Raw genomic sequence first — 25202 nt, 5'->3', positions numbered from 1 at the left:
GGTCCTCGCGCAGCGCCGCCATGCTACCCGCGCTCGTCGGGAAGCGCCGCAGCCGCGCCGGAGTCGCCGGCGGGCTCGACGAGTCGTTCGGTGCGATTCGCTTTGTGCGCCGGGCGCACTTGGTCGGCCGCGGCGGAGAGGATGTTCATGAGCAGTCGCCACAAGGCCCAGGCCCCCAGAACGGCGATTTCACAACCGCCCAAGAAACTCATGCTGTCGATCGACTCGCTCGTCACGATCAGCCAAGCCGCCAATCCCAAGGCGAGGCTGGCGATAATCACCTTCCCGACGACCAATTCGGCAAGCCGCTCTTTGCGATGCTTGGCAATCGCATTGCGAGCCGAACTGTTGGCCAGTTCGCGAAGAGCGTTGAGGTCGGTGGGCAACGACGGTTTGCTCGTCGAACGACCAATCGACTCGAGGTCAAGCGGAACTTGCGGCGACTGCTCGTCGTGGATCGCAGCAACGGCGTTCCCCTGCTCCCGAACCGAGGGAGCGCACTCGATATCTTCGTCGAGCAGACCCTCGGTTTGCAGCCCCGCGCCGGCGATCCGTGAACGCTCGGCGACCTCGATCGACGATTCGCCGCGGACGCGACGCATCATTTGCTCCATGTAAGCCTGCAAGGCCGCATCGTCGTCCGAAGGGACGTCCTCGCTCGCCGGCGGTTCGGTCGGCGCAGACTGGGACGGAAGCGATAACGGCGATCTCGTCGCGGCTCCGCCAAGTTCCTGATCCTCGTCCTCCAGCAGATGGCGATACCGATCGATGAACGAAGGGGATTCGTGACCCCTGACTTCAGCGGATAAGACTTCGCCCGCCGCCGGTTGTGCGTCGCGGGGATCCGAAGCCGGCTCGGCCGATTCGCGAACGACTTCATCTGCGTCGAGTTCCTTCTCCTGCCGCAACGAGGCGGCGCGCAACCGCGCGATTGCGGCAGAAGTTGCGTCGGTCTCGTCCGCCCCTGCCGTCGACTCGCTGATCGTCGAGGGCGCTGAGGACTCGGCAGCGGCCTCCAGCGGCGCCGGCGGCGAGACGATCGCATCGAGCCGAGTCCGCAATTGTTCGACCTTTTCCCCCAGTTGCCATTCGCGCTGCTCTGCCGCGGCGGCGCGGGCCTCGGCCTGCTGCCGCTCGACGGAGTGCTGGTCGCGTTCGACAAGCACCGCATGCAGTTTGGCTTCGCTCGCGACGGCTTCGCTCTTCGCGACAGCCAGCGCAACCTGCGACGATTCGAGCACCTCGCGGAGCGAGGCGACTTCGTCGGCCAAGCGGGCGTTCTCCTCGCACGATTTCGCCAGATCGTGCCGCACCTCCGCCAGCGCGGATTCGGCTTCCGTGATCCGAGCGTCCGCGGCTTCGGCGCCCTGCGACTTCGCCGCGGCGACGGTCGCGACCAGCCGACTGGTTTCCTCGGCCGAAGCGATCAGCTCGCCTTCGAGCTTGGCGACCGACGACGTCAAGGTCTGGACGGACTGTTCGGCGTTTGTCAGCGCATCGCGGCAGGCCGCCAGTTCGGCCGTCAGGTCGGCGACGCGAGTCTCGCTGTCGGCAAGTTGTCGGCGGGCGGCGGCCAGCTCGGTCGCGTGCCGTTCCGCGGCCTCGGCGTCGCGGGATGTCGCCTCGTCGGCAAGTTCCGACTCCAACGCGGCGATCCGCTCGGCGCTGCGGGCCGCGGCTTCAGCGGCCTGGCTCTGTTGAGCAGCAAGGTCGGCCTGCACCTGTTGGCGCCAGGCAATCGCTTCGGCGACGCTAGCTTGAGCCGCGACCAGCCGTTGCTGCAGTTCTCCCTGCTGTTCGAGCGTCCGGGTCCGCTCGTTCAGCGCGGCGGCGAGTTGCTGCTCCAATTCGGCGGATTTGGTCGACAACGAATCGACGCGGCGGCGCGTCTCGCGCAGCGTGTCGACCAACCGGCGAGCCAACTCCCCGCGCCGCGACTGCCGGGTCCAAGTCCGGGCCAGCAGCGCATCGGTGAACGCCTGACTGGCCGAGCAATTCGGCTTTGGCGCTTCCGTCGTCGCCGGGGCGATCGGCTGGTTCGGCGAGGCCGTCTCGGCGACGGCCCGCGCGGACTGCTTCGGCGCCGCGGATCGCAACCGAGCCGGCCCCGGAGCGGGCGCACGCTCAGGCCGAACTGGGGCGTTTGCGGCGACCAATTCCAGGGCCGCCGAGCCGATGGTCAGGCGATCGCCCACTTCGAGGGCGCTTTCGACGAAGTCGGCGCCGTTGAGTTGCAGCCCGGGCGCCCAGCGGTTGACCCGTACGGCCTCGCCGTCGCAAGTCACAAGTCCGTGGAGCGGTCGCATCTCAGGACCGGTCAGCCGCAGGTCGCAGCGCGGGCTCGATCCGAACGTGTTCTTGCCCGGTCGCAGGAGATATCGTTCGCCGGGCTTGCCGACGAGGCGCACTTCGAGCGCCAAGCCGCCCTCGGCGGTCGTCGTGCGGTGCTCAGGTTGGCAAAGAGTCGTGCTCACAACGCGAACAGTGCAGGGCGAGTAGTAACGGGCGAAGCATGCCGGCGGTCGATAACGGCCGTATGCCCGGGGGGCTCCAGGCGCAAGCTCGGCCCGCGACGCGTGGTCTGCGACACGAAAGGCTAGGTTACGCCCGCGTCGTTGCATTCCCCTGATTTTCGGCGGAGCGACTTTCGGTATCGACATCGCGATCAGGCGCCGGTCTCCCGCAGCGCAGGTCGCAAGACCGTCAATCTCGCTGGAATCCGCCGGTTCGGATCAAGAGCCCCGGACCCTCCGCCGATAACAGAGATGCCGAAAAACGCGCAGCTCCGGGCGAAAGCTCGGAGACATGCGCGCCAGCCAGAGAAAACGAACTGTCCAGGCGTTGGCGTACCGCCGAGGGACGGGCTTCGTCGAGCGATCTGCTGCGAATCTAAGTCGAAACCCAACAGCGGTTTGCGCTCCCAAGGGGAGCCCGCCCCGCAGGGCGTTTCGCACCATTCGCAAGTCGTGGCAGGCCGCGCGACCCTTTTTTCGGGAGTTGCGTACTATAGTTACGGTGCGTTCGCGATTGCAGCATTTTGCCGGTCGGCGCAAGTCCTGGCGACGAGCCAGGATCGGGCGCCTTCCCGGCCGACGGGCACAATCGCGAACGATCGCCGGCAATCACGGAACAAGAGACCCCAAGTCCGCAGCAGCATCGCCGCTTTCCGATCTGCGCGCCGCCCACGGCGATCGCCGGTCCAGCAGCGGCCCGAGCACCAGAAGAGGTACCGCCATGGCCCGCAACGACGCCCTATTGAAACTTCGCACGACGCTCGTCAACCGGCGCGATGCGTTGCGCAAGGCCCTGGCCGGCGACCTGAGCATGCTCAAGTCGCTCCGCGATCAGTTCGGCGGGGACGTCGTCGACGCCGCCCTCGACTCGACCCAGGACGAAATCAGCTCGAAGCTGGCCGAGGTGGAAAGCCGCGAACTGGCGAACATCGAGACGGCTCTCGAGCGGATGCGGTCCGGCAATTACGGCCTGTGCGAGGTCTGCAACGGCAAGATCCCCATGGCCCGACTGAGCGCCCTTCCCTACGCCACCTCCTGCATCGACTGCCAGCGGGCGGCCGAATCGGGCGCCCAGGGCGGCGGCCATGGCGGCGACTGGAGCCGCGTCCTCGATGGCGGGGCCGACCTCGACGTCTCGTTCCGCGACCTCGAAGCGACCTGAGCTTCGTCGCTCCGCGAGGTTTCTCGAACGGCCAGGGAATTCGCTGCTAGAATTGCCGTAGTCGGCTGACATTGGGGCGCGGATCTGTCGCCCGGCCGAGTTTCTGGCCTCGCTGCTACGGAGCTTTGCTTGATGCGTTCCTCGTCGCGATCGGGATTGCGCAATGCCGCGGCGTTCTGCGGAGGGATCGCCGTCGGGATCCTCGGCGGCGTCCCCCAAGCACCGGCCCAGTTCGCCCTGGCGGCCGACTCCGCCAACGACGCGGCCCGCCGGGACCAAGAGTTCGCCGAGTTGCACCGCGACGTCGCCGAGTACGATCGCGAGTTGAGCATCTACAAGCGGGTCGTGCGACTGGTGAGCCCCTCGGTCGTCCACGTCGAGGCCCGCCCGCTGCCCCAGTACCGGTTCCGTCGCGACGTCGAAGAGGCGGGCTCGGGGGTGATCGTGCGGATCGGCGAGCGCGATTTCGTGCTCACCAACCGGCACGTCATCAAGCACTCCGACGAAGAGAACGTCAAGCTGGAACTCGTCGACGGGCGGCAATTCCGGCCGAAGCGGATTTGGACCGACCGCGAGACCGACGTCGCGGCTCTGGAGGTCGAGGAACCGGATCTCGTCCCCGCGCGAATCGGCGACAGCGACTCGATGGAAATCGGCGATCAGGTGATGGCGTTCGGCAGCCCGTTCAACCTTCGGCAGAGCGCTTCGCGGGGGATCATCAGCGCCAAGGGACGGTCGAACCTCGATCTCGGCGAGGGGGAGGTCGAGTACCAAAATTTCATGCAGACCGACGCCGCGATCAACCCCGGCAACAGCGGCGGCCCGCTGGTGAACCTGCGGGGCGAGATCATCGGGCTCAACACGGCCATCGCCAGCAACTCGGGGGGCAACGACGGGATCGGATTCTCGATCCCCGTCAACATCGTCATGAGCGTCGCCCGGCAGCTTGCCGAGCGCGGTCACGTGGAACGCGGGTTCCTGGGGGTGACGCTCGACTCGCGGTTCGACGCCCAGGCGGCCCAGTTCATCGGCCTGCCGCGGCTGGCCGGGGCGCGCGTCACCAAGGTGGCCGGCGGTTCGCCCGCGGCTCGGGCCGACCTCCGTGAAAACGACGTGATCCTCCGCTTCAACGGCGCAGCCATCGAGAACGACGACCACTTGGTCAGTCTCGTCAAGCTCGCCGAGGTGGGGCGCGAAGTGGACTTGCTCGTCTTGCGCGACGGCGAATTACTGAGCCGCCGCACGGCGATCGGCCGGGCGGGCGATTTCCAGAAGCTCGTCGATGGGGCCGCGACTGACCAGCCCCGCTAAGCGTCTCAGACGACCTCGCCTGCGGCGGCGTCGATCGTCAGCCCGTCGGTGAGGCCGGCCAGCGCCTCGACCACGGTCAGCAAGCACGTGGGGTCGAGCATCTCCAGCGGCGGTTCGCCGTACTCGTCCTCTCCGTCGCCGTCGCCCCAGGGGTCTTCGGCCATGTCGAACTCGTCCTCGGGGCGAGGCGCATCGCCCGCAGGCATTCGCTCGAAGTGGGCGACGTCGATCCGGGCGTCGGCCAGCATCAATTGCTGCAACTGCCGGGGCCCGAGCTGTCGCTGCAGCTTCTTCGCCCAGGCGAGATTCTGCTCCAGAATGGCATCGCCCGTTTCGTAGCTGATCTCGACCGCGGCGTGATCCTCGGGCGATTCGACCAAGAGCGACGCGAACCCCCCCCTGTCGTCGGCCGCGGGATTCTCCAGTTGCAGCCGCTCGTCGGCGCGGGCCAGGGCCTGCTCGACCGCCTTGAGGGTCGGGCGCCGGTTGCTGGGGAAGACGATGAAGTACGTCTCGCGCCAGAACAGTTCGTCGGATGACGCGTCGGCCATGTCGTTCGCTCCGTCGTCGCGGGCTCCGGCGAGTCCGCAAGAATCAGTTCGGGCGCCAATCGGGCCGCCGCAAGCCGGGTCGGTCACCAACTTCCGTCGGCGCCGCGGTAGTCCCCCTCGCCCCCCGGGGGGAGATCGTCGCCGTCATGCCACTCCTCCAGCTTACGGAGGACGTCGTCCCGTTCGGCCGCAGTGCCCCAGACCGATTCGCCCTGTTCGAGTCGCACCTCGTAGAAACCCTCGCGTTGGCACTCCTCGTCCCCGCAGAAGTGGGGCGTCGCCGCGACCCACATGATGCGGTACAGCGGGATGTACTTGTCGTCGACAATGGCGAACATGGGTTCCAAGTGCAACCGCGAATTCTCAAGGGGAATGGCGACGCGAGCCCGGCGACGCCGTGCCGTTTGAGTCGGCGTTCATTCTATCACGATTCGCCCAACTCGATCGACCGCTTTGCGGCCGCTTCGACGGCCGCCTGGAAGGCCGCGGCGCCGGCCATGTTCTCCAGGGTCTGCAGCCCTGCGAGGGTCGTCCCCCCGGGGCTCGTCACTTGGGCCCGCAGCTCCGCAGGCGAAAGGCCCGTTTCGCGAATCATCCCCGCGGCGCCCCGGGCCGTGGCGGCGGCCAGTTCCAGGGCCAGTTCGGGGGACATGCCCTTCGCGACAGCCCCGGCGGCCATCGCCTCAATCGCCGTGTAGACGAACGCCGGACCCGATCCGCTGAGCCCCGTCACGGCGTCGAGGAGCGACTCGTCCACTTCGCGGGCCAGGCCGACGCTGCCAAGGAGTTGCTCCACGAGCGACGCATCGGCGTCGGTCGCCGCGGCGCCGCGACTGAAGCAGCTCGCACCCTCGCCAATCAGACAAGGGGTGTTGGGCATGACGCGCACCAGCCGCGTCTCGGGGGGGAGCTGCTCTGCCAGCCAAGCGAGCGTTTTTCCCGCGGCGATCGAGACGAACAGATGCCGGGACGCCGCCTGAGTGCGAACGCCGGCCAGCACGTCGGCCATCATCTGCGGCTTCACCGCCAGCACGATCGTGTCGCACGCCGCCAGAACTGCGGCGTTGTCGTCGCCCACGCTGGCGCCGGTGACCGCCGCGGCAAAGCTGATACGAGCGCCCTCGACCGGGTCGCTCGCGTGGATTTGCTCGGCAGACGTCAGCCCGGCCGCGACGCATCCGCGAGCCAGAGCGGTCGCCATGCGGCCGGACCCGATGAAACCCAAGCGAGCAACGGAAGCAGACATATCGGCAGGACAGGTGCAAAGGAGAACGCCACGGCCGATGGTCCGGCCGCGTCTGTGGGGCATGGTAGCAGGGCGGGCGCCAGCGGAACACCGGCGGCGGGTGCGCCGCCGGCTGGGACCCCGAATTGCTCGTGCCGACGAAACGGCCTTTACCCGCTCAGGGGGTTTTGAAACACTCCGCCCCGCCTTGCGGCCGCCATGGGGGCGGCAGGCGACGGTTTTCCGTATGCGGAGGTTCGACCTGTGACGCACAAATATGGGCTGGGGTTGGTCGCCGCCGCGGCGTTGGCCGTGGCTGCGTCGGCCCGCGGACAGATTATCAACGAGGGTCTCTCGGGGAGCGGCGCGACGCAACCGGGAGCCGCGCGTCAAACGGATCCCGACGACAATCCCAAGGGAACCAACCCGTTCGCCTGGATGGTTCCCAATGTGACGATGCCGAAGATCACGATGCCCAAGCTCGAGATGCCGAAGATGCCGGCCGACCCGCTGGCCCCGGTGAAATCGAGCGCCCAGAAGGTGAAAGACGGCGCCAGAAAGGCCTGGGAGGGGACCAAGGAGATATTCACCTTCGGCCAAGGTCGCGAAGAGCGGATCGCCTCGCGCGAAGCGCCGCAGACGATGTCAGAGTGGATGTCGCAGAAGCGACCCGACTGATTCGGCTCGCTCCGGGGCGCTGGCGTTCGACTCGCGTAAGCGCCCGGGCGGACTTTCTGACTGTTTCCAGAACCGCAGCAACGCGTCGCGATGAGCAAGTACGATTCTTCCCGTCGCGCAGCACGAGATTCGCGACCGTCGCTTGAAGGCGTCGCAACGGCGGGACTGCTCGGCGTCATTCTCATGAGCGTCGGCTGCGGCTCGTTCGGCCCCAGCGGCGTCGCGGGACGAGCGAGCACGGCAGGGCAAGCGCACGAGGCGAAACGCCTCGCCGCAAACGATCCCTTCCCGACCCCCGAGCAGGCCGGGGTCAAGTAGACGCGTTTGTCTCTCATGGTGCGAGTCCGCAAGAAGGCTCCCTGATTCGAATGGATTGCGCACAAAGAAGGCTGCCAAGTTCGGAAGCCTTGGGCAAGCCAACCCGTCGCCGTACCTGCCTTTGCGTCTGTGCGGGAGTTGACTCGGGCCGCGCTCCCGAGGTCGGGAAAGTGCCGCTAGATGCTGTTGCATCGCGGCCGCTCATTGGCGCGGCTTGCGAGCGAGGAGCATAATCGAGAGCAGATTCTCTCGCTCCCCCCGCCGCCGAGGACGCCATGAACTCGCCTCATCTGCCGAAACTCCCCTCGGTGCAGGAACTGCTCGATCATCCGCGGGTGCGCGGCGTGGTCGAACGGATCAATCGCTCGACGCTCGTCCAGCGCGCCGGCAGTTACCTGGACGATCTCCGCGAGACGGTCGCCAAGCGGGCTGAGCAGTTCGAGCCCCCTTCGTTGGCAAACCTCGCCGAGCGCTTCGCCCGGCGGCTGTTGAGCGATCCCGCAGCGCCGGGGCCGTGGATCAACGCGACGGGGGTCGTGTTCGGCGCCGAGGGGCTGAGTCCCGCGCTGGCCGACGGCGCCGTTCATGCCGCGGTGCAATTGGCGGGCGACTACCATCCCGACGCCGCAGCCCTGCGAGCCGAGGCGACGAGTCTGTTCGGCGAGCTCATCCCAGGGACCGACGCGGTGATCACGGGAAGCGTCGACGCGGCGCTTGTGCTTGCAGCCTCGGCGCTGGCCGGCGGCCGGACGGCGACGGTGCTGACCGCCCGCGACGAAGCGGGCGCCGTCGACTGGGCCAAACTTGGCGCCCGCTCCGGGGCCGTGCTCAAGGTGCAACCGCTTGGCCAGCCGCTGACCGACTGCGCCGCGGCAGTCGCGTTTCGTGCGCCGGAAGCGACCGACCCGCCCGGCGAACCATGGCCGTCAACCGGCGGGGACGCGGTGCGCGTCGACGTGGCGCCGCTGGCGGGGATTCTCGACCCGGCGGACATCGGGCTTGCGACTGTGGCGCCGATCGCGGCGCGGCTCACGGCCGGGGCCGACGTCGTGATCGTCGACGGGTCGGGGCTGCTGGCGGGGCCGGCATGCGGGGTGATCGTCGGCAAGCCGGCGATCGTGGCGAAGATCGCTGCGCATCCTCTGGCCGAAATCGTGCGGGCCGACGGGCTCGTCGCGGCGATGCTCGCAGCGACGCTGCGCGTGTATGCGACCCGTCGTCACGACACCGATGCGTGTCGGCTCGCGTTGCCGGCGTGGCAGTTGCTGTCGGCTCCGCTCGACAACTTGCGACAGCGGGGCGCCCGGCTGGCGACAATCCTGGCCGCGACGCCGGGGATCGCCTCGGCGACATGCCGCGAGGAATCTCGCCCGTGGGGTTTTTGCGGCGCCCGTCCCCTGACGGCGACGACCCTGGAGATCGCCCTCGCGCCGCACGACGGCGACGGCAATCGGTTGGCGGCGGCCCTGGCCGGCGGCGCCCGCCCGATCGCGTCCCGCCGCGACGGCGAGGCGGTCGTGCTTGACATGCGAACCGTGTTCCCCCGCTGGGACCAAGATCTCGTGGCAGCGGTCGAAGCCCTGGGCAGTTGAGACGCCCCGTTGATCTTCCGGAAGCACGGCTGCACGACGATCCCAGCCCCCTTGCGGGGTGCACCAAGAGCGAAGCACGCCCTCCAACTGCGGGCGCCTGTCGCGCGGGCGGCGGCGGAGGTAAAATGGGCGATCCGCGGCGCCCTGTCGACCGGCGCCTCTGCTCCTCGCCCAGATCCCCTCCGTCAGTCCATGCACGTCGATCAACTCCTCAATCTCGCGGCACGGAGACGCGCGCGGCTCGCCCTCGGGCTGCTGACGGCGAGCAGTTGGCTCGCAGCCACGCAAGCGCCGGCGATCGATTCGTCGCAACTCGCCGATGCGAGTCCCGCCCCGGCAAGCGTCCTCGCCGCGCCGGGCATGTTGCCAGGGCCCGCGGAGTTGCGCAAGGATCCGCCGGCTGAGTTTCAGATCCCCGCGCCGCTACATCCGTGGTTGCGATTTCGCCCCGGCGCGTGGCGCCGCTACACGATCACGACCGAGTCGTTCGACGACGCGGGCGAGGCGACTTCGCAGTCGACGACGACCCAAGATGAAGTGCTCGCCAAGGTCGACGTCCGCCGGTTCGGCTTGCGGCGTCGCGCCACGGTGAGGACTCTGGGACGCTCGCTCGAAGGGCAGTGGATCGAAGCCGCCTACTGGGCCGAGTTGGACGGTCCCGGCGAGATCGTCGCCTGCGAGCGATTGCCGAACGAGACGGTGATTCTGAGCTGTCGCCCCGTGGCCTGCAGCGTGTGGCGGATTGAGTACGACCTCGAGGGGCGTCGGTTGAGCGATCGCGTGTGGTTTTCCGCCGAGCAGTTCCCTTACGTGCTGAAACGCCAGCGGACGACAGCTAGCTCGTCGGGCACGGCAAGCGACGAAGTCGAGACGATCGAAGCGTTCGCCGACGAGTTGCCGCACCGCATTGCGGGGAAGACGCTTCACTGCGCCTACGTTCGCACCGTTCGCCAGGGGCCCAAAGGGCGGACTGTCGAGGCCTCGCTCGTCAGCGCCGAGGCCCCCGGCGGCAAGGTCGCCGCGTGGTCGACCGATTGGGATGCGAACAATCGCCGCATCAGCTCGACCGTGATGTCGACGGTCGAGTACGGCGTCGCCGCTCCGGAGGACGACGCGGAGGAGGAATCCCCGAATCGCCGGGCGCTGCGCCGTCAGCAGCGGCGGGAGCGGTAGGGTTCAAGGGACGGGGGGACTGCGAGACCGGCAAACTTCATGGCCATGGAGCTTGGGGGCTTCGAGATGCGTTGCCTCGCGTTGTGCACGCCGTCGCTGAAGCGACCTCGTCCCTTGTCCTGTGATCGCATCGTGCCGGGGCCCCATGGTCCGCTCGTCCCCCCGAGCCCCGCGGCGCAAGTCCGTTTGATGCCGCACTTTCGGGGATTTGAGCCGATTTCGTCGACCTTGCCGCGTTTGGAGAGGTCGTCTACGATTCACGCGTCGCCCGAGGTTGCAGGAGTCTCTCGTCGTCGCCTGACGAAGTGCCCCCTGGCGGATGCCGGGACTTCGCGCGCGTTCTGGTCGCAGCCTGCGCGGCCGGGGGCGTTCCATTCTCTTTCCTGTTGGTCCCGCACGATCGAGAGCCGATCCGGCAGAGCGTCGATCGAACCCACGGGGCGTGACGAACGTAGCGGTATCGGGGCTTTTTCGGCGACGGGCGCGCAATCGCGAATTTTGAGCAATTCTGGAGAGACATGATGAATCGACTCGCCGCATTGGGAACCGGTCGGAACGCCCGCTTCTGGATCCTCGGGCTGCTCCTGACCGCGGTCGCGGCGTCGCTGACGGCTCCGCAGGCGTGGGCTCGCCCGGGTCAATCTCGCCAACAGGATCGGTACATCGCGCTGTTGGTTTCCTCGAAGATGGACCGCCAACACCTCTCGGGGCTGGGGGTCAACGACAAGACCTCGGAACGGGCCCTGACGATCTTCCTGGAGACGCTCGACCCGTTCAAGCTGTACCTCACGCAGGCCGACGTCGACCAGTTCGCCGCCGAGCGGACGAAAATCGACGATCAGATCCGCAGCGGCGACGTGAGCGTCGCGAATCGCATCTTCGACGTGTTTTTGAAGCGCGTCACGCAGCGGACTGCCCGAGCCCACGAGTGGGTCGACTTTGCGCACGACTTCACCATCGACGAGTCGATGGTCCGTGACCCCGAGAAGCTCGACTGGGTCAAAACCGACGGCGAAGCCGACGAGCGGTGGCGGCAACGGGTGAAGTTCGACCTGCTGCTGCAAACGACCGACAAACCCAACCCCCGGAAGACCAAGCCGCGGCAAGGCGAAGGCGCCCCCGAGGAGCAAACGCCAGGCGCGGAGCAGGAACCGAAGACCATCACCGAAGCCGAGGCCCGCGACCGGCTCCACAAGCGCTATCGCAGCATCGCCAAACGGTGGGAACAAACCGACAACGACGAGCTCTTGGAGATGTTCCTCACGGCGGTGACGACCAGCTTCGATCCGCACTCAAGCTACATGTCGCCCAGCAATCTCGACAATTTCATGATCATGATGCGGCTCGAGCTGGACGGCATCGGCGCGTCGCTCGAATCGAAATACGGCGAAACGATCGTACGGAGCCTGGTCCCCGGCGGCGCCGCCGACAAGGACGGCCGGTTGCAGATCGACGACGTCATCACCGGCGTCGGCCAAGGGACCGACGGCCAGTTGGTCGACATCACCGACATGAAGCTCAACGACGTGGTGATGATGATCCGCGGCAAGCCGGACTCGATCGTCCGGTTGGAGGTCAAGACCGCCGCAACCAGCGAACTGAAGACCTACGACATCAAGCGGGCCCGGATCGAACTGAAAGACAGCGAAGCCCGCAGCCGGATTATCGAGCGCGGGCCCGACGGCGCCGTGATCGCTCAGCCGGGCGACGAAATCGCCGATTCGAACAAGCGTCCCACGGCGCAGATCATCGGCCAGGAACGGGCCGACGGCAGCGTGATCAAGATCGGCGTCATCGACCTGCCGAGCTTCTACATGGACATGGACGGCCGCCGCGACGGCAAGGACGACTACAAGAGCACGGCGCGCGACATGGAGCGGCTGTTGCGGGAGTTCAAGGAGCAAGGGGTCGATCTGGTGATCGTCGACTTGCGGTTCAACGGCGGCGGATCGCTGCCTGAGTCGGTCGACGCCACGGGGTTGTTTATCGACAAGGGGCCGGTCGTGCAGGTCAAGGGAACCGACGGCCGCATTGTGCCGTACCGCGACGACAAGTCGGGCGCGTTGTGGTCGGGACCGCTGGTGGTGGTGATCAACAAGTTCAGCGCCAGCGCCAGCGAGATCTTCGCGGGAGCGATTCAGGACTACGCGCGCGGAATCGTCGTCGGCGACCGCGCGACCCACGGCAAAGGGACGGTCCAGCAGCTCGACGAATTGGGCCGCGTGGTGGCGCCGCTGAATCCGCCGAACTACGGCGCGCTGAAGATGACGATCCAGCAGTTCTATCGCCCCGGGGGCGACAGCACGCAGAACCGCGGCGTGGTCTCCGACGTCGAACTTCCCAGCCGGACGACCCATTGGGACGTGGGCGAGTCGGACTTGAAGTACGCCATGAAGTTCGATCGCGTGAATCCGTTGCCGCACGACAACTACCGGTTCGCGACGCCTCAGATCATCCAGCAGCTCAAGATTCGCTCGGAAGCGCGCGTGACCGCGTCGGAGCACTTCCAGAAGGAGAAGAAGGCGATCGAACGCTACCTCTCCCGGAAGGAAGACCCGTCGGTGACGCTTAATCGCGAGAAGTTCCTGGCCGAGGTCGAGGAACTCAACACCGAAAAAGACCAGGAGAAGGTGTTCGACGAGATCCAGGCGAAAGAACGCAAGATCTTCCCCGAGACCCCCTACAACGAGGAGGTCCTGGCGATCGCCGTCGATTACCTGCAACTGCTCAACGAGCAGCGGCTGGCGCAGAAGTAGTGCCAATTCGGCAGCGCCGCGTACGTCCGATCCAGGACGATCCTTAAACTGCTCCCTTCGGCGGTCAGAGGCCCACGATGGGAACTTCGAGCCCGTCGTAGGCCATCTCCACGCCGGGAGGCAAGGCCGCGTTGGTTTCGGCGTACCCCAGGTCATGCGAGGCGTGGGTCAACAACGTGCGGCGCGGGCGCAGCTGCTGGACGATATCGAGCGCCTCCTCCAGGCCGAAGTGGGTCGCGTGCGGCTCGCGGCGCAAGCAGTCGAGGACGAGGACGTCGAGATCGCGCAAACGCTCCATGCTCTCCAGCGGAATCGCGTTGACGTCGGTGCAATACGCGACGTCGCCGAAACGGAAACCCAGCACCTCGAACCGCGGACCGTGCTGCAGCCGCACGGGGAGCGCCTCGGCGCCCAGCACGCAAAACGGTTCGAGCCCGATGCGGCGAAACTCCAACTGCGGCACGGCTCCGCGATGCAGCGCGGCGGCGTCCTGAAACGCGTAGTCGAACGATTTGCGAATGCGCTGTTCGACGACCTCTTCGCAGTACAGCGGCACGGGCCCGCGCAAGTAAAACTGCATGAGCCGCAGGTCGTCGAGCCCGAAGATGTGATCGGCGTGCTCGTGCGTGTAGACGACCGCGTGGACGATGCCAATCTGCTCGCGCAAGAGTTGCTGCCGCAGGTCGGGCGGGGTGTCGACCAGGAGGTTCCCCTCGGGCAATCCCAAGACCAAGCCGCAGCGCGTGCGGCTGTCGCGCGGGTCGCCGCTCGTGCAGACGGAGCAGCCGCAGCCGATTGCAGGGACTCCGACGCTGGTCCCCGTGCCGAGGAACACCAGCTTGCCGGCGATGTTGCGACTGACGGGGGCGGACACGGCGGGCTTTCGGCGACGGACGGGCGCGGCGGGTCGGGGCAGGCGGGACGGTTCACGCGGCGTGGGACGCGGCGATCAGGCGTTCAAGCAACTGGGATGCCGCGCCGGAGTCGATCGCCTCGACGGCGCGGGCGGCAGCTTCTAAGGGGTCGATGCAGGCGCTGAAGGCGAGCAACCCTGCGGCGGCGTTGACGACGACTATGTCGCGCGCCGGTCCCGGCTCGCCAGTCAGCACGCCGCGGACGATCGCGGCGCTTTCCGCAGCATCGGCGACGGTGATCGCTTCGAGCGACTGTCGCGTCAGGCCGAATTGCTCGGGAGCGAACACGCGATGGCTCAATGCGCCTTGGGCGACCTCGGTGACGCTCGTGTCGGCGGCCAGCGTCACCTCGCCCAGTCCGTCCGCGCCGCTGACGACCAGGGCACGCTCGATCCCCAGTTCCACGAGCGCCGCGGCCAAGGGCTCGCGCAATTCGGGTCGGCCGGCGCCGAGCAGTTGGTGGGTCGCGCGGGCCGGGTTGGCCAACGGCCCCAAAATGTTGAAGATCGTCCGCACCCCCAGCCGCTTGCGCACCGCCGCGACATGCCGCATGGCCGGGTGCATGAGCGGGGCGAAGCAGAAGCATATCCCGAACTCGTCGAGACACCGCTCGACCTGCGCGAGGTCCGCCTCGATGTTCACCCCGAGGGCCGCCAGCACGTCGGCCGATCCGCTGCGACTGGTGACGCTGCGATTGCCGTGCTTGGCGACCGGCACGCCCGCGGCGGCGATCACCAACGCCGCGGCAGTGCTGATGTTGAAGGTCTGGCTTCCCCCGCCGCCGGTGCCGCACGTATCGAGCAACCGCTCGTACCGACTGCGAATCGGGGTCATGTGGCGCCGCATGGCGGCGGCGGCGCCGGCGATTTCGGCGACGCACTCTCCCTTGTCGCGCAGGGCGAGGAGGAACGTCGCGATCAACTCCTCGGCCACGCGGCCGGCCATCATGGCGTCCAGCGCCGCAGTCGCCTCGTCCCGCGACAGATCGCGCCCCGCAGCGACTTGAGCCAACAGCGATTCAAAATCCGAAGACATGGGCGAACCAGCGGCCCGGGGAGAAATGCGGCAAGGACCGAGGCATTCTACTCCGGAGTCGAGCCCCGCGCAACCGGCGCGAGCGACGGGATTCGGCGCCGGCCGAGCTTGAGTTGCGCCTGCCTCGGCGCTAGAATGCCCCCGGCCGAGGAGCCGCTCTTTTCCGCCCGATGGAACGCCGTGTCATGTCCCGACCTCGGAAAGTCATCCTCGACGTCGATCCCGGGGCGGCCGACGCTTTGGCCGTCTGCTTGGCGCTGAACGCGCCGGAGCTTGAAGTCGTGGCCGTCACCGCGACCGGCGGGAACGTGAGCCCCCGGCAAGCGAGCCGTAACGTGCAGGCGATCGTCGAGCAGGTCGACCCCGCTCGGTTGCCGCGGATCGGGATGGCCGACGAGGACCAGCCGCTGTCGACCGACAATCGACACTTGTGGGGCGCCGACGGATTCTGCGGCGCACCCCTGCGCGTCGCCGAACTGCACCAGCAGCACCCGGCGGTCAAGCTGCTGGCCGACGAAGTTCGTTCAGCGCCCGGCGAGGTGACGATCATCGCCGGGGGACCGCTGACGAACGTGGCCGCGGCGTTGCAGCGCGAGCCCGAACTGGCGACCAAGATCGGCCACCTGCTGATCGTCGGCGGGACGTTCGCGGGCCCGGGCGACGTCACTGCCGCAGCCGAGTTCAACATGTACTGCAACGCCGAGGCGGCCGACTTCGTGTTCCGCTCCCCGGCCACCAAGACGCTGCTGCCGCTGGACGCGACCGATCAGGCGATGCTAACCTTCGCGGTGCTCGGGCATTTGCCCACGGCCGATCGGCCGTTGGGGCGTTTCCTTCAGTCCATCATGCCGGGGGCTTTTCAGGCGTCGCGGCAGAAGCTGGGGATCGAAGGGCTCAACGCCCCGGAGGCGATCGCCGTGGCCGTGGCGATGCACCCCGAACTGGTCGTCACCGAGCCGTATCACTGCGAAACGGAAACCGGCGGCCGGTTGACCCATGGGGCGACGGTAATCGACCGCCGCCGTCGCCCGGAGTCGCAGCCGAACGTCGACGTCGTGATTGAAATCGACGCGGCGGGAGCGATCGACTGCATCCTGCGCGGGCTGCATGCCGAGGCGTGACGACCGGCCGAGAGACGCAGGCGGCAAGCCTCGCTACTTCTTCTTGTCCTCTTCCCCCGTCTCGAGCACCGCAAGGAACGCCTTCTGCGGGATGTCGACTTGGCCGATCGACTTCATCCGTTTCTTGCCTTCCTTTTGCTTCTCCCACAGTTTCCGCTTGCGGCTGATATCGCCGCCGTAGCACTTGGCGGTCACGTTCTTACGCATGGCGGAGATCGTTTCGCGAGCGACGATCCGGCTGCCAATGGCGGCTTGCAGGCTCACCTCGAACATGTGCCGGGGGATTTCCTGCTTGAGTTTCTTGATGATCGCCCGACCGCGGGGGTCGGCGTCGCGGCGGTCGCAGACGATCGACAGCGCATCGACCCGCTCCCCCTTGACCAGGATGTCCATCCGCACGAGGTCCCCAGGTTCGTACCCTTTCAACTCGTAATCCATCGTGCCGAAGCCGCGGGTGATGCTCTTGAGCTTGTCATGCATGTCGTACACCACCTCGGCCAGCGCGAGATCGTAGACCAGCATCACGCGGGTCGGCGAGAGATACTCCTGCCGAACGAAGATTCCGCGGCGATCGGCGCACAGCTTCATGATCCCGCCGACGTATTCGGTGGGAATGACGAAGCTGACCTGCACGATGGGCTGCTGGAACTCCTCGATGTCCCCCAGATCGGGGACGCGCGTGGGAGTGTGGACCTCGATCCACTCGCCGTCGGCCTTCTTGATGCGGTAGGTGACGTTGGGGGCGGTCTGGACGAGGTCGATGTCCGCCTCGCCTTCGAGCCGCTGCTGGATGATCTCCATGTGCAACAGGCCCAAGAACCCGCAGCGGAAGCCGAACCCCAGGGCGTCGGAGCTCTCGGGCTCGAACTCGAAACTGGGGTCGTTCACCGCGAGTTTCGAGAGGGCGTCGCGCAGGTCCTCGAAGTCCTGGCCGTCGCTGGGGTACAGTCCGCAGAACACCATCCGCTGCGGCTCGTGGTACCCGGGGAGCGGCTCGGCCTGGGCGCCGGTTGCGTTGGCGACCGTATCGCCGATGTGCACCTGCCCCAGCGACTTGATGTTGCAGACGATGTAGCCCACCTGCCCTGCCGCAAGTTGGTCGCGCGGCACGCGGCCCGGGTTGAATTGGCCCAGTTCGACGACTTCATGGACGGTCGCCGCCTGAATGAAGCGAATCTTCTGCCCCTTCTTCACGACGCCGTTCATGACGCGCACGTACGTGACTGCGCCGCGGTATTCGTCGTAGACCGAGTCGAACACCATCGCTTGCAGCGGCGCCTCGGGATCGCCGGTCGGCGGGGGGACGCGCTCGATGATCGCGGCGAGCAACTCCTCGCAGTTCTGCCCCGTCTTGGCGCTCACTCCGACGACCTCGTCGCGATCGATCGCCAGGGTCTGCTCGATCTCGTCCTTGACCTCCTCGGGTCGGGCGTGGGTGAGGTCGATCTTGTTCATCACCGCGACGATCGCCAAGTCGTGCTCCATGGCCGCGTAGGCGTTGGCGACCGTCTGGGCCTCGACTCCCTGAAACGCGTCGACCAACAGCACCGCCCCCTCGCAGCACGCCAGCGAGCGCGACACCTCGTAGTGAAAATCGACGTGCCCCGGCGTGTCGATCAGGTTCAGCTCGTACTCCTGTCCGCCGTGTCGATAGAGCATCGAGACCGGGTGGGCCTTGATCGTGATCCCCCGCTCGCGCTCCAGGTCCATCGCGTCGAGCAGTTGCTCCTTCATCTCCCGCTTCGAGACGGTGCCGGTCAACTCCAGCAGCCGATCGGCCAACGTGCTCTTGCCGTGGTCGATGTGGGCGATGATCGAGAAGTTGCGGATGTACTTGGGAGCAGGCATGGGGGGAGATGAAGGGAGAAGGCGGTGGGACGAAAGGGGAAGGCGGGCGGCGGAAGGCGAAATCGGGAGCGTGGAGGCGAACCGGTGCAAGACGCTCGGGATGGCATCGCCCCCTCGGCCTTTGGACTTTCCCCCTTTCCGTCGCTCCCTTGCCCTCTGTGTTTGCTGTGGTGAATACGCTGTCGATGTCAGGCGGCTTAGCGGTCGCCCGCGGCGAGGGCGTCGCGGCGGGCGAGCCCCGCAGCGCCAATGTAGCCGGCGTCGCTGCCGAGACGGGCGAAGCTGATCTCGATCTGACCGCGGAGCGAGGGGATCAGCCGTCGCTCGGTCTCCTCGCGCAGGCGCGCCAGGAATCGTTCGCCCAGCGGGTGGCCCGCCCCGCCGAAGGTCGCCGCCCCGCCGATCACGACGCAATCGGGATCGATCGCGTGGATCGCCGTGACGACCCCCAGAGCCATGTAACGGGCCGTGTCCATGACGATCTCGAGCGCGGTCGCGTCGCCGGCCTCGGCCTCTTGGGCGACGACCAGCGGAGTCAACTCCTCGCCCTGCGCGAAGCGCTGGCCGAGCGTCGTGTTCGCTCCCAGTTCAACCGCCGCGACGGCCCGCGCGGTCGTGCCGTACGCGCCGCAATAGCCTTCGAGCGTGCCGCGGATCCCCAGCGAGTTGAGCGGGGCGTCGTTGCGGCAGTCGATGACGACATGCCCCAACTCGGCGCCGCAACCGTGGCGACCCTCGACGAGCAGGTCGTCGACGACAATCCCGCCGCCGATGCCGGTCCCCATGGTCAGCATGACCATGCAGCGGGCCGCTTGCCCCGTGCCGCGCCAGTACTCGCCGTAGGCGGCGGCGTTGGCGTCGTTGGCGAACGTGACCGGCCGACCGCATGCCTCGGCCACGAGGTCGCGGATCGGCGCATCGTGCCACGCCGGCAAGTTGCCGGGACACAGGATCAGCCCCGCGGCGACGTCCAGCGGCCCCGGCGTCGCCAAACCGACTCGTGCGACGCGGCCCGGGGCGACGTCGCACTGCGTACAGAGCGACTTGATCGTGGCGCCCATCCGCGCGGCGGCGTCGGTCGGTCCACGGTCGGACTCGGTGGCGAGCGACTGGAACGCGACGGTGCGGCCCATGTCGTCGACCAGCCCGATCTTGATGTTCGTACCCCCGACGTCGATCCCCGCGTAAAGCGAATCGGCCGCGCGAGTCAGGGTGGCGGGAAGGGCGGACATAGGGACGAGTCGCCAGGACGCAACGACGGGGAATAGGCTTGGTTCGGCGCAGACAAACCGTCCAGTATACGGGGGGGGGCTGGAACCGACAATTCAGAGTCGCGTTGAGCCGAGCGGCCGCTTTCGTGCAAGAAAGTGCGGCGGGAGTCGCTCGCGGCGAGCCCCCAGGCACTTTTTTCGGGCTTCGCTGCGCTACGCCCCCCGGCCGTCCGCCGAGACGTGCGCGTTGCTTCGGCCAGCGAATCTCCGATAATGCGAGCCGCTGCACTCCTCGCTTGCACTGGCCGCTGGTCGCGACTCGCTCAGGATCTTGCCATGTCTCGTTCCGATTCCCCTCGTGTTTCGCGCCGCGAGTTTCATCGCGGCGCCGTGGCGCTCGCGGCGGCGTGTGCCGCACCGGGAATCGCGCTCGCCCGAAAGACCGACTCGGCAGACCCGATTCTCACGGTCGGCGACATGACGTTCGTCGCGAATCATCACTGGGCGAAGCTCCCGGCGAAGTTCGCCTGGCAAACGACCCACAATGCGGCGGTCGGCGGCGACGGGCTGGTGTACGTCATTCACGAGGGCCGGCTCGACCAACCCGAGCACCCGGCGATCTTCGTGTTCGACGCCGCCGGCACGTACGTCCGCTCGTTCGGCCAGATGCTGCAAGGGGGCGGCCACGGGCTGGAGGTCCGCCGCGAAGGGAGCGAGGAGTTCGTCTACGCCACCGCCTACAAGCAGCAACGGTCGATCGCCAAATTCACCGCCGTCGGCGAACTCGTCTGGCGCAAGTACGCCCCGATGGAATCGGGGCTCTATGCCGCGGGAGAGGACTTGGTCCCGCGAACCGACGACCCGTGGGGACGCAATCGATTCCAGCCGACCAACTTCGCCTTTTTGCCCGCGGGCGGGTTCCTGCTCGCCGACGGGTACGGATCGTTCCGCATCCATCGGTACGACGACGACGCGAATTGGGTCTCGTGCTTCGGCGGGCCCTCGGATCAGGCGAAGGCCGCAGGAACGTTCGATACGCCGCACGGGATTTGGATCGACGACCGCGGCGCCGAGCCGTTGGCGGTCGTCGCCGACCGCGCGAATGGGCGGTTGCAGTGGTTCACGCTCGCCGGCGAACATCGCCGCACGCAAGACGATTTCTATCTGCCGGCGAATCTTGATGTGCGCGAGGACCTGCTGCTGGTCCCTGACCTGTTCGGCCGAGTGACGTTGCTCGGCGCACAGAACCAAGTGCTCGGCCACTTGGGGGACGACAGCGAGCGGATCCTCGGCGACAAACCGGACGGCCGCGAAAAGCCGAACTGGACGATCCGCGGCGACGAGTCGCAATGGCGCCCAGGCAAGTTCGTCCACCCGCACGACGCATGCTTCGACGCCGACGGGAACATCTACGTGGTCGAGTGGGTGCAGACCGGGCGCGTGACGAAGCTGACGCGGATCGATTGAGCCGTGGCGAATCTACTCGCGATGCGGCGCCTTAGCTGACGCGGCTTCCCCTCCCTTGTTTTTCGAGTTGCCGTAGAACTGCTCGGCGCTTCGGAGGTACTCGGCGATCGGAGGCAAACCGGCCTCGCGCCGTCGGTCGTCGAGGGTCGCTTCATCCTCAGTCGGCCGCAGCTTGAACTTGCCCCCAACGGGCACGAACTGAGTGCCGTAGCGCTGCTTCTTCCCTTCGGCCAGTAGCACGCGATCGGTCAAGTAGGCGAGTTCTTGTTGGGAGACCGATTCCTTGGGGAGCGCGGTCATCAGGTCCAGGCACTGCCGTTGGAAGCTGACGTCCTGATCGGCGTGCTGGACAAGGAGCCACGCCGCCTTGGCGCCTTCCTTGCCGACCAACCCGGCGGTGGGCCAACCGTGATTTTCGATCACTTGCTTCATCCACGCCGTGTTGTCGACATCGATCTCTTGCGCCTGCCGCGCAAGTTTCTGAAACTCCGGGGACATCGTTTGCAGCAGCTTCTTCGCCACGGCGGCCATCTCGGCAGCCGTCTTGTCGGCGTCGGCGGCATGGACATGCACCGGCGTCCCTTGTTTTCTTTCCCATTCGACCAGTGCCCCGCGGGCCTTCTGGTCGAGGTCCATGCGGCGCAGGAGTTCTTGTTGCAGTTCGGGTTCCTTGACGACAGGTTGGCGTAGGGGTTCTTTGGCTCGCGATTGCCAACTCAAAGACAGCAGCGCGAAGACAATTAGGGCTCGAACCATGGAAACTCCCTTGTGTGCGTTGCGGGTGTTCTGCGCCTCCTGCCTCACCCGAGGTTGAACGTAGTTGAGACGTTGATTGTAGGGGCCGGATAATTCCCCACGCATCCCAATTGGAAGCGATCGGCGCGGAACCTCGCAGCTAGCCCGGTCACGCATCCCCCCGCCCCTTCCTTTGCGGGACGGGGATTTTGGCCCCCTACGACGGCCAGCCTGAATTCTCTAGAATGGCGGGAATCGGCGGCCCTCCGCGCAGCCTGACACGATGCCATCCATTCGCGATACGTAGGCCGTTCTCTCCGAGAGCGGCGATTCTCGCTCTCGGAGAGAGCGAGCCACGTACCGCGCCCCGCCTCAATCGCACTCCCACCCGAAAGGACCCCCGCCATGAGCACGATTGTCGATGTTCACGCCCGTCAAATTCTCGATAGCCGCGGCAATCCCACGATCGAGTGCGACGTCACCCTGTCGGACGGCTCCAGCGGCACGGCCGCGGTCCCCAGCGGCGCCAGCACCGGCGCCCACGAGGCCTGGGAACTGCGCGACGGCGACAAGGCCAAGTTCCTCGGCAAGGGGGTCCTCAAGGCCGTCGAGCATGTGAACGACAAGATCGCCGACGAGCTGATCGGCATGGACGGGCTCGATCAGGTGGCGGTCGACCAGCGGATGCTGGAACTCGACGGCACGGCGAACAAGAAGAGCCTCGGCGCCAACGCGATCCTCGGCGTCTCGCTGGCCACGGCCCATGCGGCGGCGCGGTACTGCGGGCTGCCGTTGTTTCGGTATCTCGGCGGGTCGAACGCTCGGCTGCTGCCCGCGCCGATGATGAACATCCTCAACGGCGGTCAGCATGCCGACAACTCGGTCGACGTCCAGGAATTCATGGTCATGCCGCTGGGCTTCGACAGCTTCAGCGACGCCCTGCGTTGCGGCTGCGAGGTGTTCCACGCGCTCAAGAAAGTGCTGCATGACAAGAAGCTGAGCACGACCGTCGGCGACGAAGGGGGGTTCGCCCCCGATCTGGCGGCCAACGCCGACGCGTTCGGCGTGATCCTCACCGCGATCGAAAAGGCCGGGTACAAGCCGGGCGAACAAGTGTGGATCGCCCTCGACCCCGCCAGCACCGAGTTCTACGACTCGAAGACCAAGATGTACACGATCGACGGCAAGTCGATCGACAGCGCCGCAATGGTCGACCTGTGGGCCGAATGGTGCGCCAAGTATCCGATCTGCTCGATCGAAGACGGCTGTGCCGAAGACGATTGGGAAGGCTGGAAGCTGCTCTCCGAACGACTGGGGGACAAGGTGCAAATCGTCGGCGACGACTTGTTCGTCACCAACGTCCAGCGGCTCCAGAAAGGCATCGACGCCGGCATCGCCAACAGCATCCTGATCAAGGTCAACCAGATCGGTTCGCTGACCGAGACGATCGACGCGATCAATCTGGCTCACCGCAACGGTTACACGAGCATCTCGAGCCACCGCAGCGGCGAGACCGAGGACAGCACGATCGCCGACTTGGCCGTCGCCTGCAGCACCGGCCAGATCAAAACCGGCAGCGCCAGCCGCAGCGACCGCTTGGCCAAGTACAACCAACTGCTGCGGATCGAGGAAATGCTCGGCGCCGCCGCCCAGTACGCGGGGCCGCTGTTCAAAAAGAAGTAGCCGTTGCCGGCATGGCCGCGGCCCTGTGACAAACTTGTGACAAGTTCCCGGCGCAATTTGCCGCACGGCTTGGCATAATACGGACGCGGCGTCGACGGGGTCGATCCCGGCGGCGCCGCGTTGTTTGCGCCGGCAGTTCGGCGCTCCTCTCGTCACGCGAAGTCACGGAGATGTTGCGATGAACGCCTCGATTCGGCGGACGACGATGCTCGTCGGCATGCTCGTTACGGCGCTGCCGCGGGTCGCTCCCGCCGGCCAGCAGGTCACGCTGCAGTCGGGCGCCGTGATCGTCGGCGAAGTCGCGATGGACGGCGCCGAACTGGTGATCGACGTCGGGGGAGCCAAGCTGCGGGTCCCCTTCAAGGAGGTCGCCATGGTGACCGACTCCGCCGTGAAGGAAGCGGGGCAAGCCGATCGGCTGCTGCTCAAGGCGCTTGAAACCCGGCTGACCCACGGCGCCGACGGGCATGCGGCGGGGTTGCTGTCCGAGGCGTATCGCCTCGCCCCCGACGATCCGCGCGTCGCCTATTGGTACGCGCGCAGTCTGGTCGACGCCGGGTACGGCAAGGGCGCTCGGGACGTGTTCCAGTCTCGCCGGGCGGCGATCGCCGGGGTCTATCCCGGATTGGTCGATCAGTTGGCGGCACAGATCGAGCAGCGCATCCGCACCGAGTTGCTGCCCCCCAAGTTGATCAAGCGGCTCGATCAGGTCGCCGCGGCGGCCGGCGGGGCTTCGTTCTTCGAGGACGGCGAACTGCACGCGGCGTATTTCCGAGTCGTCGATCAACACGACGCGGGGATCCCCTCCACGGCGCTGCGCATTTCCTGCAACGGCAACCGCGAGAAGCTCGAATCGTTCGCCGACGGGTACGTGCTGTTCACGTTCCTGCGGAATCGCTCCTCGAGAGACGATCCGTGTCGGCTGAACGTCGCGGCCCCGGGGCTCAAGAGCGCGCAGTTCGAGTTCCGCGCCACGACGCTCGGCGCCGAGGATGCCGGCCGGTTCCGTGTCGAGCGGTACGATGACGCCGACCGGGTCGTGGCGCGGGTCGACGTGGTCGACGCCAGCGGCGAACCCCTGGCCGAGACGATGATCGCGGTCCAAGACGTCGACGGCCGCGGCGACGAACCGGCGGCGCCCCAGAAGACCTCCGCCCAAGGAAACGCCGAATTCCAGTTGTTTCCCGGCAACTACCGCCTCGTCGGGACGCGCGAGGGATACAACCAGGCGTTCGAACCGCTCGAGGTCGCCCCCGGCGTCGTCGGGCTGGGCGCCAAGCTGACGCTGCACCGGCAGCTCACAGGAAAAGCCCTCGTCGCTTGGCGGGTCAAGGTCGTGGGTTATCCCGGCAGCCCCGAAGCGACGTCCGAGAGCGTCACCTCCGGCGAGGCCGAATTGGTCAGCCCCCAAGGCGGCCGACCCTCCTACGGCCCGTACGGCCCGGGGGTCCCGTGGCTGCGGTTCACGCAGACAGGCCCCGCGCTCGAACTGCACGTGACGGAGCAGATGTACTTCCCTGGATCGGGAACCGGCTGGGTCGGGCGATGGAAGCCGACCCGCACGACGACCGACGAAGCGTCGGAATCCGCCGGCCCCAATGCGCCGCAAGTTTGGAAGAAACAGTTCGAGCACTTGGACCTGACGAAACTCGACGCGCTGAAGTCCGACGCGGAAATCGTGAAACCGAGCCAAGGCTCGCCGTCACGGCCGCCGGGGACGACCGTCCTCGACGCCCAACCGGGGGCGATCTACGTCGGCCGGGTCATGTCGCGCGACATGCCGACCGGCCGCCCGGCGGTGTACGAATTCAAAGTCCTGGTGACCGAAATCGACAAGCCGGCTGAGTGAAGGCCTCCGGGGGAATCGACGCGTCTCCTCCGCTTGTTGCACCCAAACCCCGGCGGCGGA

At 67.0% G+C, this 25202-nt stretch carries 20 protein-coding genes; 11 read left to right on the top strand and 9 right to left on the bottom strand.

Going from position 1 to position 25202, the window contains the following annotated elements; translation table 11 throughout:
- Positions 1–23: 23 nt before the first annotated feature.
- Entirely contained in the window at positions 24–2474 is a 2451-nt protein-coding gene (locus tag KF688_00390) for a hypothetical protein (GenBank protein MBX3424109.1), read from the bottom strand.
- 760 nt (positions 2475–3234) lie between these two features.
- Here KF688_00390 and KF688_00385 point away from each other — a divergent pair.
- Both KF688_00385 and KF688_00380 read left to right on the top strand, forming a co-directional pair.
- A complete protein-coding gene (locus tag KF688_00385; GenBank protein MBX3424108.1) occupies positions 3235–3675 on the top strand; it encodes a TraR/DksA family transcriptional regulator in 441 nt (146 codons plus the stop codon).
- Between the two features lie 132 nt (positions 3676–3807).
- Complete coding sequence (locus tag KF688_00380) at positions 3808–4986, top strand: trypsin-like peptidase domain-containing protein (GenBank protein MBX3424107.1); 1179 nt, start codon at positions 3808–3810, stop codon at positions 4984–4986.
- Between the two features lie 5 nt (positions 4987–4991).
- Here the strand turns inward: KF688_00380 and KF688_00375 are convergent, their stop codons facing one another.
- The 3 genes from KF688_00375 to proC form a co-directional block, all read right to left on the bottom strand.
- Complete coding sequence (locus tag KF688_00375; protein MBX3424106.1) at positions 4992–5537, bottom strand: hypothetical protein; 546 nt, start codon at positions 5535–5537, stop codon at positions 4992–4994.
- A gap of 83 nt (positions 5538–5620) precedes the next feature.
- Positions 5621–5875 carry a hypothetical protein gene (locus KF688_00370; protein MBX3424105.1) on the bottom strand — a complete coding sequence of 85 codons (255 nt, stop codon included), beginning with the start codon at positions 5873–5875 and terminating at the stop codon, positions 5621–5623.
- An 86-nt stretch (positions 5876–5961) separates the two neighbouring features.
- Complete coding sequence (gene proC, locus KF688_00365) at positions 5962–6783, bottom strand: pyrroline-5-carboxylate reductase (GenBank protein MBX3424104.1); 822 nt, start codon at positions 6781–6783, stop codon at positions 5962–5964.
- Positions 6784–7026: 243 nt separating this feature from the next.
- Here proC and KF688_00360 point away from each other — a divergent pair, with 243 nt between their 5' ends.
- The 5 genes from KF688_00360 to KF688_00340 all read left to right on the top strand — a co-directional run bounded on the left by KF688_00360 (position 7027) and on the right by KF688_00340 (position 13279).
- Entirely contained in the window at positions 7027–7440 is a 414-nt protein-coding gene (locus tag KF688_00360) for a hypothetical protein (GenBank protein ID MBX3424103.1), read from the top strand.
- Positions 7441–7530: 90 nt separating this feature from the next.
- The gene (locus tag KF688_00355) at positions 7531–7758 is read left to right on the top strand and encodes a hypothetical protein (GenBank protein ID MBX3424102.1); all 228 of its coding nucleotides are present in this window, start codon (positions 7531–7533) and stop codon (positions 7756–7758) included.
- Between the two features lie 275 nt (positions 7759–8033).
- On the top strand, positions 8034–9350 hold the full coding sequence (locus KF688_00350; protein MBX3424101.1) for a hypothetical protein: 1317 nt from the start codon (positions 8034–8036) through the stop codon (positions 9348–9350).
- Positions 9351–9542: 192 nt separating this feature from the next.
- Positions 9543–10523 (top strand): hypothetical protein, encoded by a 981-nt coding sequence (locus KF688_00345; protein MBX3424100.1) that lies wholly within the window; start codon positions 9543–9545, stop codon positions 10521–10523.
- Between the two features lie 521 nt (positions 10524–11044).
- Positions 11045–13279, top strand: coding sequence for a carboxy terminal-processing peptidase (locus KF688_00340; GenBank protein ID MBX3424099.1), 2235 nt, complete (start codon positions 11045–11047; stop codon positions 13277–13279).
- Positions 13280–13343: 64 nt separating this feature from the next.
- Here the strand turns inward: KF688_00340 and KF688_00335 are convergent, their stop codons facing one another.
- Together KF688_00335 and trpD are read right to left on the bottom strand one after the other, a co-directional pair.
- A complete protein-coding gene (locus KF688_00335) occupies positions 13344–14117 on the bottom strand; it encodes an MBL fold metallo-hydrolase (protein ID MBX3424098.1) in 774 nt (257 codons plus the stop codon).
- A gap of 88 nt (positions 14118–14205) precedes the next feature.
- On the bottom strand, positions 14206–15228 hold the full coding sequence (gene trpD / locus KF688_00330) for an anthranilate phosphoribosyltransferase (GenBank protein ID MBX3424097.1): 1023 nt from the start codon (positions 15226–15228) through the stop codon (positions 14206–14208).
- A 185-nt stretch (positions 15229–15413) separates the two neighbouring features.
- On the opposite strand from trpD, the gene KF688_00325 reads away from it, so the two are divergent.
- Positions 15414–16349, top strand: a complete 936-nt coding sequence (locus KF688_00325) for a nucleoside hydrolase (GenBank protein MBX3424096.1) — start codon at positions 15414–15416, stop codon at positions 16347–16349.
- A gap of 33 nt (positions 16350–16382) precedes the next feature.
- Here KF688_00325 and lepA read toward each other — a convergent pair whose 3' ends face one another.
- Together lepA and KF688_00315 are read right to left on the bottom strand one after the other, a co-directional pair.
- Positions 16383–18197 carry a translation elongation factor 4 gene (gene lepA, locus KF688_00320; protein ID MBX3424095.1) on the bottom strand — a complete coding sequence of 605 codons (1815 nt, stop codon included), beginning with the start codon at positions 18195–18197 and terminating at the stop codon, positions 16383–16385.
- 197 nt (positions 18198–18394) lie between these two features.
- Entirely contained in the window at positions 18395–19429 is a 1035-nt protein-coding gene (locus tag KF688_00315) for an ROK family protein (protein MBX3424094.1), read from the bottom strand.
- A gap of 315 nt (positions 19430–19744) precedes the next feature.
- Between KF688_00315 and KF688_00310 the strand changes: the two genes are divergently transcribed.
- Complete coding sequence (locus tag KF688_00310) at positions 19745–20875, top strand: peptidase (protein ID MBX3424093.1); 1131 nt, start codon at positions 19745–19747, stop codon at positions 20873–20875.
- A 12-nt stretch (positions 20876–20887) separates the two neighbouring features.
- Here KF688_00310 and KF688_00305 read toward each other — a convergent pair whose 3' ends face one another.
- The gene (locus KF688_00305) at positions 20888–21631 is read right to left on the bottom strand and encodes a hypothetical protein (protein ID MBX3424092.1); all 744 of its coding nucleotides are present in this window, start codon (positions 21629–21631) and stop codon (positions 20888–20890) included.
- Between the two features lie 384 nt (positions 21632–22015).
- Between KF688_00305 and eno the strand changes: the two genes are divergently transcribed.
- Positions 22016–23293 (top strand): phosphopyruvate hydratase, encoded by a 1278-nt coding sequence (eno, locus tag KF688_00300; protein MBX3424091.1) that lies wholly within the window; start codon positions 22016–22018, stop codon positions 23291–23293.
- 178 nt (positions 23294–23471) lie between these two features.
- Positions 23472–25142: a hypothetical protein gene (locus tag KF688_00295; GenBank protein ID MBX3424090.1), complete on the top strand. Its 1671-nt coding sequence runs from the start codon at positions 23472–23474 to the stop codon at positions 25140–25142.
- Positions 25143–25202 lie beyond the last annotated feature (60 nt).

It is taken from the genome of Pirellulales bacterium, from assembly GCA_019636345.1.
Classification (GTDB): Bacteria; Planctomycetota; Planctomycetia; order Pirellulales; family Lacipirellulaceae.
Note: the sequence above shows the minus strand (reverse complement) of the source record. Positions and strands in the feature narration are given on the sequence as shown.

Coding starts and splice junctions, on each gene's coding strand:
- KF688_00385 (MBX3424108.1), top strand. CDS start 3,235: ATGGCCCGCAACGACGCCCTATTGAAACTTCGCACGACGCTCGTCAAC.
- KF688_00380 (MBX3424107.1), top strand. CDS start 3,808: ATGCGTTCCTCGTCGCGATCGGGATTGCGCAATGCCGCGGCGTTCTGC.
- KF688_00375 (MBX3424106.1), bottom strand. CDS start 5,537: ATGGCCGACGCGTCATCCGACGAACTGTTCTGGCGCGAGACGTACTTC.
- KF688_00370 (MBX3424105.1), bottom strand. CDS start 5,875: ATGTTCGCCATTGTCGACGACAAGTACATCCCGCTGTACCGCATCATG.
- proC (MBX3424104.1), bottom strand. CDS start 6,783: ATGTCTGCTTCCGTTGCTCGCTTGGGTTTCATCGGGTCCGGCCGCATG.
- KF688_00355 (MBX3424102.1), top strand. CDS start 7,531: ATGAGCAAGTACGATTCTTCCCGTCGCGCAGCACGAGATTCGCGACCG.
- KF688_00350 (MBX3424101.1), top strand. CDS start 8,034: ATGAACTCGCCTCATCTGCCGAAACTCCCCTCGGTGCAGGAACTGCTC.
- KF688_00345 (MBX3424100.1), top strand. CDS start 9,543: ATGCACGTCGATCAACTCCTCAATCTCGCGGCACGGAGACGCGCGCGG.
- KF688_00340 (MBX3424099.1), top strand. CDS start 11,045: ATGAATCGACTCGCCGCATTGGGAACCGGTCGGAACGCCCGCTTCTGG.
- trpD (MBX3424097.1), bottom strand. CDS start 15,228: ATGTCTTCGGATTTTGAATCGCTGTTGGCTCAAGTCGCTGCGGGGCGC.
- KF688_00325 (MBX3424096.1), top strand. CDS start 15,414: ATGTCCCGACCTCGGAAAGTCATCCTCGACGTCGATCCCGGGGCGGCC.
- lepA (MBX3424095.1), bottom strand. CDS start 18,197: ATGCCTGCTCCCAAGTACATCCGCAACTTCTCGATCATCGCCCACATC.
- KF688_00315 (MBX3424094.1), bottom strand. CDS start 19,429: ATGTCCGCCCTTCCCGCCACCCTGACTCGCGCGGCCGATTCGCTTTAC.
- KF688_00310 (MBX3424093.1), top strand. CDS start 19,745: ATGTCTCGTTCCGATTCCCCTCGTGTTTCGCGCCGCGAGTTTCATCGC.
- KF688_00305 (MBX3424092.1), bottom strand. CDS start 21,631: ATGGTTCGAGCCCTAATTGTCTTCGCGCTGCTGTCTTTGAGTTGGCAA.
- eno (MBX3424091.1), top strand. CDS start 22,016: ATGAGCACGATTGTCGATGTTCACGCCCGTCAAATTCTCGATAGCCGC.
- KF688_00295 (MBX3424090.1), top strand. CDS start 23,472: ATGAACGCCTCGATTCGGCGGACGACGATGCTCGTCGGCATGCTCGTT.